This is a genomic window from Exiguobacterium sp. QJM3NY_9 (assembly GCF_056173545.1).
In genome coordinates this window covers 2144960-2161503 of sequence record NZ_CM149679.1, presented here as the reverse complement: position 1 = coordinate 2161503, position 16544 = coordinate 2144960, and the positions used below count along the sequence as shown (strand labels likewise).

Annotated in this window: 18 protein-coding genes; 14 read left to right on the top strand and 4 right to left on the bottom strand. The window is 47.1% G+C overall.

What is annotated here, in order from left to right; genetic code table 11:
• The first annotated feature begins 109 nt into the window (after window positions 1-109).
• The 5 genes from AC0VYQ_RS11135 (at window position 110) to trxA (ending at window position 4761) form a co-directional block, all read left to right on the top strand.
• Complete coding sequence (locus AC0VYQ_RS11135) at window positions 110-1783, top strand: AMP-binding protein (protein ID WP_088837576.1); 1674 nt, start codon at window positions 110-112, stop codon at window positions 1781-1783.
• A gap of 71 nt (window positions 1784-1854) precedes the next feature.
• On the top strand, window positions 1855-2433 hold the full coding sequence (locus tag AC0VYQ_RS11130; protein ID WP_051667299.1) for a TetR/AcrR family transcriptional regulator: 579 nt from the start codon (window positions 1855-1857) through the stop codon (window positions 2431-2433).
• A gap of 77 nt (window positions 2434-2510) precedes the next feature.
• Entirely contained in the window at window positions 2511-3284 is a 774-nt protein-coding gene (locus tag AC0VYQ_RS11125; RefSeq protein WP_475403569.1) for an electron transfer flavoprotein subunit beta/FixA family protein, read from the top strand.
• 15 nt (window positions 3285-3299) lie between these two features.
• Window positions 3300-4262, top strand: a complete 963-nt coding sequence (locus AC0VYQ_RS11120; RefSeq protein WP_475403568.1) for an electron transfer flavoprotein subunit alpha/FixB family protein — start codon at window positions 3300-3302, stop codon at window positions 4260-4262.
• A gap of 190 nt (window positions 4263-4452) precedes the next feature.
• Window positions 4453-4761 carry a thioredoxin gene (gene trxA / locus AC0VYQ_RS11115; protein ID WP_029331102.1) on the top strand — a complete coding sequence of 103 codons (309 nt, stop codon included), beginning with the start codon at window positions 4453-4455 and terminating at the stop codon, window positions 4759-4761.
• A gap of 472 nt (window positions 4762-5233) precedes the next feature.
• Here the strand turns inward: trxA and AC0VYQ_RS11110 are convergent, their stop codons facing one another.
• Together AC0VYQ_RS11110 and AC0VYQ_RS11105 are read right to left on the bottom strand one after the other, a co-directional pair.
• Window positions 5234-5611 carry a VOC family protein gene (locus AC0VYQ_RS11110; RefSeq protein WP_475403567.1) on the bottom strand — a complete coding sequence of 126 codons (378 nt, stop codon included), beginning with the start codon at window positions 5609-5611 and terminating at the stop codon, window positions 5234-5236.
• Window positions 5612-5631: 20 nt separating this feature from the next.
• Window positions 5632-6954: a dihydrolipoyl dehydrogenase family protein gene (locus AC0VYQ_RS11105; RefSeq protein WP_475403566.1), complete on the bottom strand. Its 1323-nt coding sequence runs from the start codon at window positions 6952-6954 to the stop codon at window positions 5632-5634.
• Between the two features lie 82 nt (window positions 6955-7036).
• Between AC0VYQ_RS11105 and uvrC the strand changes: the two genes are divergently transcribed.
• The gene (uvrC, locus tag AC0VYQ_RS11100) at window positions 7037-8821 is read left to right on the top strand and encodes an excinuclease ABC subunit UvrC (protein WP_214766530.1); all 1785 of its coding nucleotides are present in this window, start codon (window positions 7037-7039) and stop codon (window positions 8819-8821) included.
• 81 nt (window positions 8822-8902) lie between these two features.
• Here the strand turns inward: uvrC and AC0VYQ_RS11095 are convergent, their stop codons facing one another.
• Both AC0VYQ_RS11095 and AC0VYQ_RS11090 read right to left on the bottom strand, forming a co-directional pair.
• On the bottom strand, window positions 8903-9517 hold the full coding sequence (locus tag AC0VYQ_RS11095; protein ID WP_088837570.1) for a PH domain-containing protein: 615 nt from the start codon (window positions 9515-9517) through the stop codon (window positions 8903-8905).
• A gap of 95 nt (window positions 9518-9612) precedes the next feature.
• Window positions 9613-10032 (bottom strand): YslB family protein, encoded by a 420-nt coding sequence (locus tag AC0VYQ_RS11090; protein ID WP_088837569.1) that lies wholly within the window; start codon window positions 10030-10032, stop codon window positions 9613-9615.
• 224 nt (window positions 10033-10256) lie between these two features.
• Here AC0VYQ_RS11090 and AC0VYQ_RS11085 point away from each other — a divergent pair, with 224 nt between their 5' ends.
• The 8 genes from AC0VYQ_RS11085 to AC0VYQ_RS11050 all read left to right on the top strand — a co-directional run bounded on the left by AC0VYQ_RS11085 (window position 10257) and on the right by AC0VYQ_RS11050 (window position 16541).
• Entirely contained in the window at window positions 10257-10874 is a 618-nt protein-coding gene (locus AC0VYQ_RS11085) for a succinate dehydrogenase cytochrome b558 subunit (protein ID WP_029331096.1), read from the top strand.
• A 19-nt stretch (window positions 10875-10893) separates the two neighbouring features.
• Window positions 10894-12657 carry a succinate dehydrogenase flavoprotein subunit gene (gene sdhA / locus AC0VYQ_RS11080; RefSeq protein WP_159173051.1) on the top strand — a complete coding sequence of 588 codons (1764 nt, stop codon included), beginning with the start codon at window positions 10894-10896 and terminating at the stop codon, window positions 12655-12657.
• Complete coding sequence (gene sdhB, locus AC0VYQ_RS11075) at window positions 12657-13463, top strand: succinate dehydrogenase iron-sulfur subunit (protein WP_088837567.1); 807 nt, start codon at window positions 12657-12659, stop codon at window positions 13461-13463. Before sdhA ends, sdhB begins: the two co-directional genes overlap by 1 nt.
• Window positions 13464-13518: 55 nt before the next feature.
• Complete coding sequence (locus tag AC0VYQ_RS11070; protein WP_214766524.1) at window positions 13519-13974, top strand: acyl-CoA thioesterase; 456 nt, start codon at window positions 13519-13521, stop codon at window positions 13972-13974.
• Window positions 13975-14039: 65 nt separating this feature from the next.
• The gene (locus AC0VYQ_RS11065; protein WP_012371023.1) at window positions 14040-14303 is read left to right on the top strand and encodes a phosphocarrier protein HPr; all 264 of its coding nucleotides are present in this window, start codon (window positions 14040-14042) and stop codon (window positions 14301-14303) included.
• An 83-nt stretch (window positions 14304-14386) separates the two neighbouring features.
• Entirely contained in the window at window positions 14387-15196 is an 810-nt protein-coding gene (gene racE, locus AC0VYQ_RS11060; RefSeq protein WP_214766522.1) for a glutamate racemase, read from the top strand.
• Complete coding sequence (gene rph / locus AC0VYQ_RS11055) at window positions 15193-15948, top strand: ribonuclease PH (protein WP_214766520.1); 756 nt, start codon at window positions 15193-15195, stop codon at window positions 15946-15948. Before racE ends, rph begins: the two co-directional genes overlap by 4 nt.
• Entirely contained in the window at window positions 15945-16541 is a 597-nt protein-coding gene (locus AC0VYQ_RS11050) for an XTP/dITP diphosphatase (protein ID WP_214766518.1), read from the top strand. The genes rph and AC0VYQ_RS11050 overlap by 4 nt, the downstream gene beginning before the upstream one ends.
• Window positions 16542-16544 lie beyond the last annotated feature (3 nt).

Genomic DNA, 16544 nt, shown 5'->3' with positions numbered 1-16544 from the left:
TTCATGAAAAGAGGAATTTTTTAACTTTTTTTAGCCAATAGTAGCCGTAAAGGGGAAATAACACGTATAATAAAAATGAATAGTAATTCAGTCACAGGGAGGGATTTGAATGGATTCAGTATGGTTAAAGGATTATCCAGAGCAAGTACCCGCATCAATCGACTATCGTGAGATTCCGTTGTACCAAGCTTTAGATGAAGCGGCAGATGATTTTCCGGAGCGACGGGCACTGAGTTTTCTTGGGAAACGAATGACTTTCAAGGAAGTACGACAAGAAGCAAGAAGTCTAGCACACGTTTTACAAGAAGCTGGGCTCGAAAAAGGGGACCGTGTCGGTTTAATGTTGCCGAACTGCCCGCAGTATATGCTGAGTTATTATGCCGTATTATACGCCGGTGGAACGGTCGTCCAAGTAAACCCGCTCTATACGGACCGTGAGCTCGAGCAAATTCTAGTCGATTCTTCTGCGAAAATGCTCATCACCCTCGATCTTCTCTACCCGAAGGCGACACGAGTCAAGTCATCGACGCCCTTGACGACGGTCGTGACGACGAGCATCGCAGACTATCTGTCATTTCCAAAAAACAAACTATATCCAATCAAATCACGCAAGGACAACAACATCATCGTCGATACGACGGGATCCATTCCTTTTTTGGCACACCGAGAGCACCCTCCGATTGAACCGGTCGAGATTGATCCAAAAGAAGATATTGCTGTTTTACAATATACCGGTGGCACGACAGGAGCACCGAAAGGCGTCATGTTGACGCATTTCAATTTAAGCGCGAACGTCGAACAAATTGGGCACTGGTTCTATAAATATTCACGCGGTGATGGGCGTAAATTATTAGCGGTCGTTCCTTATTTCCACGTGTATGGCATGACCTGCAACTTAAACTTTGGGATTTTTAATGCGTATGAGCAAATCATCTTACCAAAGTTTGATATTGAACAAGTGCTGAAAACGATTGATAAAGAAAAACCGAACTTGTTCCCGGGTGCACCGACGATGTACGTCGGTTTATTAAATCATCCGAAACTGAAAAAATATGATCTTTCGTCCATCGAGGCTTGTATTTCCGGTTCGGCACCACTTCCGGTCGAAGTCCAGGAGAAATTTGAAAGTGTGACGGGTGGACGGATCGTCGAAGGATATGGTTTGTCAGAGACGAGCCCTGTCACACATACGAACTGCATTTGGGATAAACGCGTTCCAGGATCAGTTGGCATTCCGGTTCCAGACACGATCGCAAAAATCGTTCAAGCCGATGGTGAGACGCTAGCAGCACCAGGTGAGATTGGTGAGATTCTTGTCCGAGGTCCGCAAGTCATGAAGGGATATTGGAAACGTCCAGAAGATACGCAGGCAGTCTTGCGTGATGGGTGGTTGCACACGGGGGACTTAGGATATGTGGGGGAAGACCATTATTTCCGGATTGTCGACCGTAAAAAAGATTTAATCATCGCTTCAGGATTTAATATCTATCCACGTGAAGTCGAAGAAATTTTATATGAACATCCTGCAGTCAAAGAGGCTGTCGTGATTGGTGTACCTGATGCTTATAGAGGTGAGACAGTGAAGGCCTTTATCGTCCTCAAAGATGAAATGAGCGTGACGGAGGAAGAACTTGATCAGTTCTGTCGAAAAAACTTAGCATCGTTCAAAGTACCAAAACGCTACGAATTTAGACAAGAGTTGCCGAAAACATTTGTAGGGAAGATTCTCCGCCGTGTCCTAGTCGAAGAAGAACGGGCAAAACAGCTGGAAGAAAGCAGTTGACAGTAAAGAAAGACATGGTAGAATAAATATGAATGAACCATCATTCATTTTATTTGTTAGGAGATATCTTTATGAAAAGAACAATGTCTAAGAGTGATCGCATCATTGATGCAGCAGTCAAAGTGATTGCAAAAAACGGTTATCATGGCGCGAAAGTAACAGCCATCGCGAAAGAAGCAGGCGTCGCAGACGGGACGATTTATCTTTACTTTAAAAACAAAGAACACCTGTTGATCTCTTTGTTCGAAGCGAAGATGGGGAGTTTCATCGAGTATTCAGAAGCTCAAATCGCGAATCATCAATCAGCGACGAAACAACTCGCTGCATTGATTGAGGCACACTTGGAGCAACTGTCCGTCGATTATGATTTGGCCGTCGTCACACAAATCGAGTTACGGCAGTCAAATCAAGAGATGCGGCAAAAGATTGCGACCGTCCTCAAACCATATCTCCATTTAATTGACCGTGTCATTCACAATGGGATCGCATCAGGCGAGTTCTCAGCCGAACTGGATTATCGGTTGGCGAGACAAATGGTCTTCGGGACGATTGATGAAGTCGTCACGAGTTGGATGGCGAGTGGCTTTAAATATGATTTATTGGAAACGCAACATGGTATTCATCGAATGCTGATCAAAGGGCTGAGTTAAGCCCTTTTCAAGACAAGCTTTTTGTAAGCGGATACAACGGATGATGGTGAATAGAAGTTGACAAGGGGGAGCTAGTGATGGAAATCTATGTGTTGTTAAAACGGACGTTTGATACGGAAGAAGCAATCCAGCTCGAAAACGGTAAGATTGAGGAAGACGGAGCAGAGTTCATCATCAATCCATATGATGAGTATGCGGTCGAGGAAGCGATTCGGGTGCGGGATGCACAAGGGGGAGTCGTAACCGTCTTAACAGTAGGACCGGAAGATGCGGATAAAGAATTACGAACAGCACTTGCAATGGGGGCTGACAAAGCGGTTCGTATTTCGATTGAGGACGATGTAGAAGAAGCGGATCATTTCTCGGTTTCTGAAGTCCTCGCTGGTTATCTGAAGGAACAAGACGTTGACTTAGTCATCGCCGGGAACGTAGCGGTTGACGGTGGAAGCGGACAAGTCGCACCACGTGTCGCACAGTTGCTTGACATACCATATGTCACGACGATCACGAAGTTAGAGATCGACGGAACGGATGCTGTCGTCACACGTGACTCGGAAGGGGACACGGAAGTCATCAAAACGTCGTTACCGTTACTCGTCACGGCACAACAAGGGTTAAACGAACCGCGTTACCCTAGTCTTCCTGGAATCATGAAAGCGAAAAAGAAACCACTTGAAGAATTAGATCTCTCAGATCTTGAACTGGACGAAGATGAACTAGCACCACGTCTCGAGACAGTCGAACGCTTTTTACCACCGAACAAAGCCGCTGGTAAAGTGCTCGAAGGGGAGATCTCGACACAAGTCGAAGAACTCGCTGCGCTATTACGAAACGAAGCAAAAGTAGTCTAAGGGGGAATGAACGATATGTCAAAAGCACTTGTACTTGCAGAATCACGTGATGGTAATTTACGAAATGTTTCGTTTGAAGCGATTGCGGCAGCGAAACTTGTAGCAGATGAAGTCGTCGTCGCCTTGATTGGGGAAAACGTAGCAAAAGATGCGGCACAACTCGCGACGCGTGGGGCGAACCAGGTTCTCGTCGTAGAGGACGCACGTCTTCTTCACTATACACCGGACGGTTATGGACAAGTCTTCATGCAACTGATTGACCGTGTGTCACCGGATGTACTCGTCTTCGGTCACACGTCGCTCGGAAAAGATTTGTCACCCAAAATTGCAGCGAAGCTCGAAGCCGGTTTAATCAGTGACGTCACATCAATCGAGGGAAGCGGAGCGGATGCGTTGTTCATCCGACCGATTTACTCAGGGAAAGCCTTTGAAAAGGTAAAAGTCACAGAAGGTAAAACACTGTTTACGGTCCGACCGAATAACATCGAGCCGTTAGCGGAAGGCAGTTCGGACGGATTGATTGAAGCAGTAACGGTCGAACTAAAAGATTTACGGACCATCGTTTCTGAAGTCATTCGTAAAGCAACGGGCGGGGTCGATTTATCAGAGGCGAAAATCATCGTTGCGGGTGGACGTGGTGTCAAGAGTGCCGATGGGTTTGCACCGTTACAGGAATTAGCGGATTTACTTGGCGGGGCAGTCGGCGCTTCTCGTGGCGCCTGTGACGCTGATTACTGTGACTATGCGTTACAGATTGGCCAGACGGGGAAAGTCGTTACACCGGATCTCTACATCGCCTGTGGCATTTCCGGAGCGATTCAACACTTGGCAGGCATGTCGAATGCGAAAGTCATCGTCGCCATCAACAAAGATCCGGAAGCGAATATCTTCTCGGTCGCAGATTATGGCATCGTCGGAGATTTGTTTGATGTTGTGCCATTATTGACAGCAGAATTCAAGAAAATGCTCGTTCATTAATTTAAAAAGTGGGGCGGAGGAATCATCCTCTGCTCCTCTTTTTCTGCACGGTGGGCGGCGTAAAAATCGTCGTGAGCAGTTTCTTTTATCGAACGACATCGCTGTGCTATACTCAAATCAGTAAACAGGTTGATTTCACTTTTGCTGTAGCAAACATGAAATGAATCTAAAATTTAGGGGGTAATATTTCATGGCAATCGTACACGCAACTAGCCAATCATTTAAAGAAGATACACAAAAAGGACTCGTCCTCGTTGACTTTTGGGCAACTTGGTGCGGACCTTGCCGTATGCTCGCTCCAGTTCTCGAAGAACTCGATGCAGATATGCAAGACGTAACAATCGTTAAAGTTGATGTCGACGCTAACCCAGAAATCGCTGGCGCGTTCCAAGTACAAAGTATCCCGACACTCGTTCTCTTCAAAGACGGTGAGCCGGTTAATAAAACAATGGGCTTCATGCCTAAAGATGCATTAAAAGAATTCGTTGAATCAAACTAATTCGTTGAATGTTTTATAAAGAAGAGAGTGCCTCCTGAAATACGGAGGCACTCTTTTTTCAGACTGTAAACAACGTGATATTGGAAGATCAAGCGTCTTTTTTCGTTGCTTTCCTCGGGCGAGGCGCAAGCCGTTGCTCCTTGGTCCTTACGGACAACGAGCAGGGTCTTGCCTGCCTCTGAACGTGCGTTGAAAACGCACTTTTTCCCGTAGGAGTCAACGAAACGTGACGCTTTTTATGTCATACCGTGAAGGAAACTCATGCTTACAGACGCTTTAGATTGCAAGCTGTCGCGACCCTGCAGCTTTGCTGTAGCTTCATAAGAGTTTGTCCATACGCCGGCAAAGAGAGTGCCTCCTGAAATACGGAGGCACTCTCTTTGTCGTTTGTTTAAACTAACAGCACGATACTACCGAAAGATGTGGCTGAGGATTGTCTCGCTGTTTCTTTTTTCTTTAAAGGGAGATGTAGTCAAGACATCGGTGAACAGAGCTCGACGAGGTGACCGTCCGGGTCAAGTACATAAGCGACGGTTTGTCCCCACGGTTTAACCGTTGGAGCGAGGATTGAAGAGAATCCTGCTACGATGATTCGTTCGTATACGTCCTTAACATCATCAGTAATGAATCCGATTTCGAGTGACTGCGGTCCGGTCTTGTCCGGGATGTCGTACGCAATCAGCGTTCGTACATCCTCTTTCGTATTAAAGGCGAGTGTCGTCGTGCCCGTGTCAAATTCGACATAACTTCCATGCCGCGCTTTGATTGGTAGACCTAATATTTCATGATAAAACATCAATGTCTGTTTGGGGTCATCAATGTAAAGGATCGTATAGCCGTAACGAATCATCGGAACCTCCTGACAAAAATTTAATCAACGAGTAACGAAGAAATATCGGAAGCGGGTGTCGGATAAGCGAAACTCGTTTGTTGCAAGGCGGAACTTGGAATCCGGTGTTGCATTGCGAATGAAAAATAGTTCGCAAGTTCAGCGGCGTGAACCCCGATGAAATGAGCGCCGAGAATTTGATCATCGTCACCAATCAGTACTTTAGCACGCGCAAAGGGATCTTTGATGCGGACATTCGTCTGCCAGGAAGAGGTATCAATCAAGTGACCGCGATAGGATATGTTAGCTTTTTTCAAAGCCGCTTCCGTTTGCCCGACTTGCGTGACGTTCGGTGCAGTAAAGACGACGCTCGGCACCGGTAATAACTCTAGTTTTCGAGAAGGTCCTTCAATCATGTTATGTGCCGCAAGACTCCCTTCGGTTCCTGCGAACGGGGTTAAGGCGGGGTTGCCACTGAGCGCGACATCACCTGCAGCAAAGATGTTTGAAGTAGACGACTGGAGGTATTCATTGACATGGATGCCTTTTTCTTCGTATTCGACACCTGCTTTTTCTAGGTCGAGCTGGTCGACGCTCGCGACACGACCGGTAGCATTTAAGACGACATCGGTTTCGACCGTCGTATCATTTGATAGTTGAAGCGTCGTGCCATGATAGGAGACAGCTTCTGCACTATGCACGATTTTAATCCCGAGTGCTTGAGTCGCTTCGAGCAACACTTCGACAAGTTCCTGTTCAAACTGTTTTAAAGGACGGGACCGTAACACGATCGTGACTTCTGCCCCGGCGATGCGGGCGAGGTGAGCGAACTCGAATGAAATATATCCGCCGCCGATGCAGACAAGGCGCCGCGGGACATCTCGTAATTCTAAAAATTCATTGCTCGTCAAGAAGCGTTCGCTTCCTGGAATCGACAATTCGCGTGGTCGCAAGCCAGTGGCAAGCAAAAAGTGTTTCGCTTCGAGTTCAGTGTCATCGACTACGATCCGTTCTTTCGAGAGGAATCGGGGTTCACCGTGAAAATAGTCGATTCCGATTTCGTCATAACGCGCACGTGTTTGTTCCGGGATGGCACGTGTATATTCATTTTTTCGTTCCATCAATTGACGCCAATCGATGGAGATGAGTCCTTTAAGACCATAACCGAGCAATCTCTCGACAGCATCTTTTGTTTCACTGCCAGTCAAAAGAATTTTTTTTGCATCACATCCACGTTGAGCGCATGTTCCACCTGGAGTGAAATTTTCGATTATCGCGACGCGAAGTCCTTTCTCGACGAATTTATAAGCTGCTTGATTCCCAGCAGAGCCTGTTCCAATTATAATGCAATCATATGTACGCATATTTTATCCTCCATGTGTCATAATCGTTGTAAGATGTTTACCCTATAAGGCAAAACTAAAAACGGTGGAAGGAGACATTTTTGTGAGCCATCAAGAACATATCAAGGCGAAACTATCCCTCTTACCTGACGAACCAGGTTGTTATTTGCATAAAAATGAATTTGGAGAAGTCATTTATGTCGGAAAAGCCAAAAATCTAAAGAATCGGGTCCGGTCCTATTTTACAGGAGCGCATGATTTGAAAACAGAACGACTTGTCGCGGATATCCGTGATTTTGAATATATCATCACAGGGAGCGAACTCGAAGCGTTACTCCTCGAGATGACGCTGATTAAAAAACATGATCCGAAATACAACATCATGTTAAAAGATGATAAGTCCTATCCGTACCTAAAAATTACGAATGAAACGTATCCGCGGCTGATTACGACCCGGAAGTTAAAAAAAGATGGAGGACATTATTTCGGACCTTATCCGAATGCGTATGCCGCTAACGAGACGAAGCGTCTGCTTGACCGCCTTTATCCGCTACGTAAGTGTCAGCCGATGCCGAAGAAGCTTTGTCTCTATTACCACATCGGACAATGTCTTGGACCGTGCGAAATTCAGGGTTTAGAGACGGAACAGAAAGAACTCGTCTCAGAAATCCGTCGTTTTTTATCGGGAGAAACAAAAGAGCTCGTCGCATCTTTACAGACGAAGATGGGCGAAGCGGCAGAAGCGATGGAATTTGAACGGGCAGGCGAACTACGTGATCAAATCCGCGCCATCGACTCCATCATGAACAAACAGAACATGATTACGGCAGATTTGACGTCCCGTGACGTTTTTGGAATTTACGTCGACAAAGGGTGGATGTGTGTCCAGGTGTTCTTCTTACGGGGAGGGAAAATGATTGAACGAGACGTGTCTCTGTTCCCGATTTACGGGACACCCGCGGAAGAATTAGAAAGTTTCATCGTTCAGTTCTACGAAAAGAATATCAAACCGAGCGAGATGTATGTTCCGCCACTCGTCAACCAACTGTTATTGAAAGAGGCGATTGGAATTCGCGTTCATGTACCGGTCCGTGGATCGAAGCGGAAGTTACTCGATCTAGCGACGAAGAATGCCGAAAACGCAATTGGAGAACGGTTTGAATTGATTGCGCGTGATGAAAAGAAAACGGTCCAGGCAGTCCAGGAACTGGCTGACGCGATTGATGTTCATCCGTTATCGCGAATTGAAATCATCGATAATGCCAATATCCAAGGGGCGGACGCCGTTTCGGCGCTCGTCGTGTTCGAAGACGGAAAACCGCTTAAAAAAGAGTATCGTAAATTTAAGATTAAGACGGTCAAGGGACCGGATGATTATGAATCGATGCGCGAAATCGTCCGTCGTCGTTATCGTCGCTTATTGCTAGAAGGGGCACGTCTTCCCGATTTAGTGTTGATTGATGGGGGTCTCGGACAATTGAATGCAGCGCTGGAAGTCATTCAAGACGAGCTCGGTTTGGATTTACCCGTCGGTTCGCTCAAAAAAGATGATAAACACCGGACGAGCCAACTATTATTCGGTGAAGGTGGGCAACTGATTGAACTCCATCCGCGCTCGAGTGCCTTTTATCTTCTCCAGCGCATGCAAGATGAAGTTCACCGTTTTGCAATCACCTTCCACCGATCATTACGTTCGAAAGGGATGACCCGCTCGGTACTCGATGACATACCGGGTGTCGGCCCAAAACGCCGTCAGCAGTTGATTCGCCATTTCGGTTCGATGCGCAGCTTAAAGAAAGCGAACATCGAACAGTTGACGGAAGCCGGTCTACCTGTAAAATTGGCTGAATCGGTCGCGGAATATTTGAGTCAAGAAAATGAAGAATAAAAGTAGGGGACTTCCGATTGACGGAGGTCCCCTAGTGGTGTGCATTAGAATCTGAAGATGCGTTGCTCTACGTTAACGAAATTAGTTGTTGATATATTTTTCGTAAAACGCTCCGAAGTCTTTTTGGTTCCAACGGTGGTAATGTCCTTCTAACCAATCAAACGATTCTTGTGATAATGCTTTAAAGGCTTGTGGAACATCCATTTCAGCTTGCCGGATGCCACCGAGAATCGTCACGGAATGATTGAGCGAGTTATTGGCGAACTCGAGCATCTTTTGTCCTTCATATTGCTTTTCAGCAATCGCAAGAAGTGCTTTATAAAGGTCTTTGACATGTTCGAGCTGTTTTTTATCGACGTCGATCGAGTAATGCTTTCCGCCGATTTCGAATTTGATCTCGACATCCAAGTCGACCGTTCCTGCTGTTTCGAACATGACATGACGAATCGGATAATGGGCGTACGGATAGCGATAGAGGACACGCTTTGAACTGACGGCGCTTTCCCCGTCGAGGTGAATCAATGCTAAATTCGTAAAGCAGTACTCATCACTTTTGGATTTGATTAAAAAATAAATTTTTTCGCCGTCCTCATGGAGCACGTAATCGTCGGCGGCGGCTTTATCAAAATCGTCCGGATGAATGACTTGACCGATATCGCTGAATCCTGTTAAGTCTGCTGCTAATTTCTTGAACATCGTAATTCCTCCTCGAATATATGATCGACTACTTTATACGATTACGTGACGAAAAAAGTTTCATGCTAACACGAATCGTATTAGAGAAACACGTATCAGTTCGAACGATCAAGAGGATCTTTCGGATCGAATTGGATGGTAATATGTACGCACTCTTTCCCCATCTCAGCATATCCTTCAGCGACAAATCCGTTCAACTTGGCAACCTGTTCGGCTAAAAAGCCTGCCTCAAGTTGAAAATAGCCGGTCGGTCGCTCGGCTTTAGTTGATTCCGGTGGTAAAAGTTCAAAAGAAAAAGTCGTCCCCTTTTTTTTCGTAAGGGAGAGGGTACCCCAACCGGCCTCTACGAAAAAAGGAATTAATTCGTCCTCGTTCAACACGGGGAATTGCCGGGCAAGTCGCTTACCTGCCCAGTAGATGACTTGACGATAATCGTTACCGAGTAGATCGCTTAACACGTAATCGCGGATCAGTTCGATGCCGAATGTTGACGCGGTGTTTGGTGTTGATTCCATGATGATTCACTCCTATCTCTGAAACTATTATAGCGAGCTAATTCTCGATGGTCATTGTTTTCCTAAAAAAATTTGCAGTTATTTGCAGTTAAATGCAACGGCTCGGGTTGTCTTATAAAAAGGACAGGAGTAGAATAAGTGATGAAAAGACGAATTTCCTTATGAAAGCGCTTTTCTACCAAAATGCGCCAACGTTTGATTGGCAAACAAAAGGGGGGATTTGGATGGCGAATCATCGTGATTTCGTGAGTCGTAAAATACACTCACTGCTCGGCGTCATTCCAATCGGGTTATTTTTACTTTCTCATCTTACGACGAACTATTTCATCGTTCGAGGGGAGGAAGACTTCAATAAGGCTGCGGAATTCGTGGGGAACGTTCCGTATCGACTGTTTCTAGAAGTGTTTGTCATCTTCATACCCATCATTTTACATGGTGTCTACGGTGTTTACATCGCATTCACAGGTTCCGCGAACACAGGACGTTATACATACTTCCGGAACTGGATGTATGTCTTACAACGCTTCACAGGTGTCTTCCTCGTCGTGTTCATTACATGGCATGTCTGGGAAACGCGGATTGCGGCAGCAATGGGGACGGAAGTTAATGCAAGCATGATGCAAAACATCGTCGATAACGGATTCATGCTCACGTTTTATATCGTCGGGATTCTAGCGACGACATTCCACCTTGCGAACGGACTTTGGACGTTCTGCATCACATGGGGAATCACACAGTCACCAGCGTCTCAACGCGCGATGTCTTATGTGGCGGCCCTCGTATTCATCGGTTTATCGTTTGTAGGCGTACGCTCGATTTTAACGTTTGCAGGCGTGTTGTAAGGAAAGGGGAACTGACAACATGGCGAACAAAAATCTTGTCATCATCGGTGGAGGGCTTGCCGGGTTGATGGCTACGATAAAAGCAGCAGAACAAGGAGTACCAGTAAAGTTATTCTCACTCGTACCCGTTAAACGATCACACTCCGTATGTGCCCAAGGCGGCATCAACGGTGCGGTCAATACAAAAGGGGAGGGTGACTCACCCTACCAGCATTTAGATGATACGGTGTATGGTGGCGACTTCCTCGCGAACCAACCGCCTGTTCAAAAAATGACAGAAGCGGCTCCGAAAATCATTCATATGTTCGACCGGATGGGCGTCATGTTTAACCGGACACCGGAAGGCTTACTCGACTTCCGGCGTTTCGGAGGAACACTCCATCACCGGACGGCTTATGCGGGAGCAACGACAGGACAACAATTACTGTACGCACTTGATGAGCAAGTACGTAAGTTTGAAGCGCAAGGTTTGGTAGAAAAATATGAAGGATGGGAATTCCTTCGCGCAGTCATTGATGAAGAAGGGATTTGTCGTGGTGCGGTGTGTCAAAATCTACGTTCGATGGAAATCGAAGCATTCGCAGCGGATTCGGTCATCTTAGCGACGGGTGGACCCGGTGTCATCTTCGGTAAATCAACGAACTCGGTCATCAATACGGGACAAGCGGCAGCGGCTGTTTACCGGCAAGGTGCGATTTATGCGAACGGTGAGTTCATCCAGATTCACCCGACAGCGATTCCTGGTGACGATAAGCTCCGTCTGATGAGCGAATCGGCACGTGGTGAAGGCGGACGTGTCTGGACGTATAAAGACGGGAAACCGTGGTACTTCCTCGAAGAAAAATATCCGGCATACGGAAACCTCGTCCCGCGTGATATCGCGACACGTGAAATCTTTGATGTCTGTGTCAATCAAAAGCTTGGTGTCAACGGGGAGAACATGGTGTATCTCGATCTCTCACACAAAGACGCAAAAGAGCTTGATGTCAAACTCGGCGGTATCTTAGAAATTTATGAGAAGTTCGTTGGTGACGATCCACGGAAAGTACCGATGAAAATCTTCCCGGCCGTCCATTACTCGATGGGTGGATTATGGGTCGATTACGATCAAATGACGAACATCCCAGGATTGTTCGCGTCTGGTGAGTGTGATTACTCGATGCACGGTGGAAACCGTCTCGGTGCGAACTCACTTCTCTCTGCCGTTTATGGCGGAATGGTTGCGGGTCCAGCAGCGATTGCCTATATGAACGAACTTGAAACTTCTGTCCATGATATGCCGGAAGAGGTCGTTGAAGCGCATAAAATCGCTGAAATCGATCGATTCAATGATATCTTGGCGATGGAAGGGACAGAAAATGCGTATCAAATCCACCGTGAGCTCGGTGAAGTCATGACGGATAACGTAACCGTTGTCCGGTATAACGATAAGCTCGAACAGACGTTGACGAAGATTAAAGAATTACGGGAACGTTTCACGCGGATCTCGGCGACGGATACGGCACGCTGGAGTAACCAGGGCGCATCCTTCATCCGTCAGCTCGATCACATGCTTGATTTAGCGGAAGCGATCACACTCGGTGCCCTTCAACGTGACGAGAGTCGTGGCGCCCACTACAAGCCAGACTTCCCAGAGCGTGATGATGAGCGGTTCTTAAAAACGACGATGGCACGTTATACAAACGGTCATCCTGAAATCTATTACGAAGAAGTCGATACATCACTGATTCCACCACGCAAACGCGACTACAGCAAGAAGTCGAAGAAAGAGGTGAAAGCATAATGGCGACACCACTCGAACAAGAAACAAAACAAAAACCGGTTCAGTTCATCGTGCAACGTCAGGATGGACCAGACGGAAAAGCCTATGATGAAGCTTTCGAAGTCCCGTATCGTCCGAACATGAACGTCATTTCAGCATTGATGGAGATTCGCCGGAATCCTGTCAATGCGGCAGGTGAAAAAACGACGCCGATCAACTGGGACATGGGTTGTCTTGAAGAAGTATGTGGTGCGTGCTCGATGGTCATCAACGGGACACCACGTCAATCATGTACAGCGCTCGTCGATAAGCTCGAACAACCGATTCGTTTGCAACCGATGCAGACGTTCCCGATTGTGCGCGACTTACAAGTTGACCGTCAACGGATGTTTGACGCACTCAAAAAAGTAAAAGCATGGGTTCCAATCGATGGGACGTATGACCTTGGTCCAGGACCACGGATGCCAGAGAACAAACGGCAATGGGCGTATGAACTTTCAAAATGTATGACGTGTGGCGTTTGTCTTGAAGCATGTCCGAACGTCAATGACCGTTCGAACTTCATTGGACCAGCGTCGATCTCACAAGTTCGTCTCTTCAACTCACACCCGACAGGTGCCTATCATAAAGAAGAGCGCCTGGAAGCATTGATGGAAGATGGCGGCATCATGCAATGCGGTAATGCACAAAACTGTGTTGAGGTCTGCCCGAAAGGGATTCCGCTTACGACATCGATTGCGGCAATGAACCGTCAGACGACATTACACTCGTTCAAAAAATTCTTCGGTAGCGACGAAGGTCGTACAGGAGAAGCGGTTAGCAATTAATTCATAAAAAAGAAGGGGCGCTGCTCCTTCTTTTTATATTCAGGAGGGAATTTACGTGCGTGTACCTAGTTATATCGAAGATTTAGATGGGTGGTTAAGTCAAATGAAACACGGGACGAGACTCGATGTTGCGGTTCGCTTCGCTGAGACGGATGCCTACGGTCATATGAACAATCGAGTCCCGTTCGTCTATTTTGAGGATGTCCGGACGTTGATGCTTGAAGAGACAGGCTACTCGTTAGCAGATGACGGAATCGTCGTCGTCGCGGATGCGCAGTGTAACTACATCCGCCAAGTTTATCCACGGACGCGGCTTGCAGTCTACGCCTATCCTGTTCAAGTCGGAAAAGCCTCGTGTGACGTCCATTACGCGGCATTCGATGACGAAGAGCAACTGATGTTTACAGGACGAACATCGATGGTACAAATCGATCGTGCTGGGAATGCTTTTCCATGGGATGAAGCCTATAAAAATTCCTTGCAGAATCGATTCGAATCCGTTATCATTTGATAATGAGTTCACATATTCGAAAACGACTCACTAGTACGTTATTAGTGGAGGGAGATTTCTTAATCATGGAAAAAACATTCAAAGTCATCGCAGATTCAGGCATTCATGCTCGTCCTGCAACACAACTTGTCAACACAGCTTCAAAATTCCAATCAGATATCAACTTGGAGTACAACGGAAAGACTGTTAACCTTAAGTCGATCATGGGTGTACTTTCACTCGGTATCGCTAAAGATTCAGACATCAAAATCGTTGCAAACGGTGACGATGCTTCTGAAGCAATCACGACTCTTTCAGACATGCTGACAAGCGAAGGTCTTGCTCAGTAATCCTTTTATCTACATTCTCGGACGCCGGTCTTGCACCGTCGTCCTTTTTTGTTACCATAGAGGATAGGAAGGTGAGATATGACGTGAACAAACCAATTGGAGTATTAGATTCTGGGGTCGGCGGCTTGACGGTCGCGCGTGAGCTGATGCGGCAGCTTCCTCATGAACAAATCATATATGTCGGGGATACATTACGCTGTCCCTATGGACCACGACCGGAAGAAGAAATCCGGCAATTTACATGGGAGATGATTGATTATCTTGTCGCGCAGGATGTCAAACTGATTGTCATCGCCTGTAATACAGCGACGGCAGTCGTCCTGAAAGAAGCACGGGAAAAATTGACGATTCCAGTCATTGGCGTCATCGACCCAGGAGCACGGGCGGCAGTCAAGGTAACGCGATCGAAACGAATCGGTGTCATCGGGACGAAGATGACGGTCGAGAGCAATTCTTATGAAAAGGCATTACGACATGTCGAAGGGCAAGTTGTTGTCGAATCACTTGCATGTCCGCCGTTCGTCCCGCTCGTCGAGTCCTCACAGACGACAGGTGCTTACGTCGAACGTGTCGTCGCCAATACATTACGTCCATTGCTTTCGTACGACATGGACACATTGATTTTAGGGTGTACCCATTATCCGCTGCTCGCAGATGTCATTGGACGAGTCATCGGACCAGACGTCCAATTGATTTCTTCAGGAGACGAGACGGCGCTCGAAGTCGCGGCTCTCCTCGACTACAATGGAATTGCAGCAGGAAATGATTTTATACCGGAACATGTGTATCATGCGACAGGTGACACGCGTTCCTTTGAACGGATCGCGACCGATTGGTTGAGTCAACCAATCCAAGCAAAACGATTAGTACTCGGAACGGAGGAAACGACATGAGAATCGATCAACGAGAATCTACGATGATGCGAGCGATTGCGTTTGAGACGAACGTGAATAAACATGCGGAAGGTTCCATCATGATCGCAGTCGGAGACACGCGGGTCTTGTGTACGGCAACGGTCGAAGAGAAAGTCCCACCCTTTTTACGGGGGAAACGTCATGGCTGGATCAATGCGGAATATGCGATGTTACCACGTGCGACGGCGCAACGGACAGCGCGCGAGTCGGTCCGTGGTAAACAGACAGGTCGGACGATGGAAATCCAGCGTTTGATCAGTCGGGCGTTACGTGCTGTCGTCGACTTAGAAAAACTAGGTGAACGAACGGTCTGGATTGATTGTGATGTCATTCAGGCGGATGGCGGAACGAGAACGGCTGCGATCACAGGCGGTTTTCTTGCCCTCGTCCTCGCAGTAGACGGTCTGATTCAAAGCGGGAAACTGACGGATACACCAATCAAAGAAGGAATCGCAGCCGTCTCGATTGGAAAGGTCGGTCAAGAGCTGCTCCTTGATCTCTGTTATGAAGAGGATGCTGCAGCCGATGTTGATTTGAACTTAGTCATGACCTCTTCAGGGAAAATCGTCGAGATGCAGGCGACAGGTGAAGAGGCGACATTTTCGAAACGTGAAATGCTCGATATGCTCGAACTTGGGGAAAAGGGTATTGAAGAACTCCTGCGTGCCGGTCAAGACGCATTAGGTGCTTCGTGGTGGTATGTTGGAGAAGAAGTGGGGGAACACCGATGAAAATCATCGTCGCGACCCGCAATGCCGGGAAAGTGAAAGAACTCGAAGCGATGCTCGGGAAACTAGGTTATGACGTATCTTCTCTACTGGATTACGAAGCTGCACCTGAGACGGATGAAACGGGTGTAACTTTTGAAGAAAATGCTGAACTGAAAGCGAAAGAAGCAGCTGCTTACTTCGGTCACGCGGTTCTTGCCGACGACTCGGGACTCGAAGTCGACGCGCTCGACGGGGCGCCTGGTGTCTACTCAGCGCGTTTTGCAGGTCTAGAAAAATCAGATGCAGCGAATAATGCATTGTTGCTCGAGAAATTGGGCAATCGATCAATCGAAGAGCGGACAGCGCGCTTCGTCTGTGCATTGTCACTTGCAAAACCTTCTGGGGAGACGTTGACTGTACGCGGTACGATGGAAGGTCTCATCGGATTCGAAGCGAAAGGTGAGCATGGTTTCGGTTATGATCCTTTGTTCATTGTCCCATCTCGAAATCAAACGGCCGCCGAGTTAACAAAAGATGAGAAAGCGGCGATTAGTCATCGCGGGAATGCGTTGAAAAAACTTGAATTAGCACTGACTACTTTTTTAGGAGAGTGATCA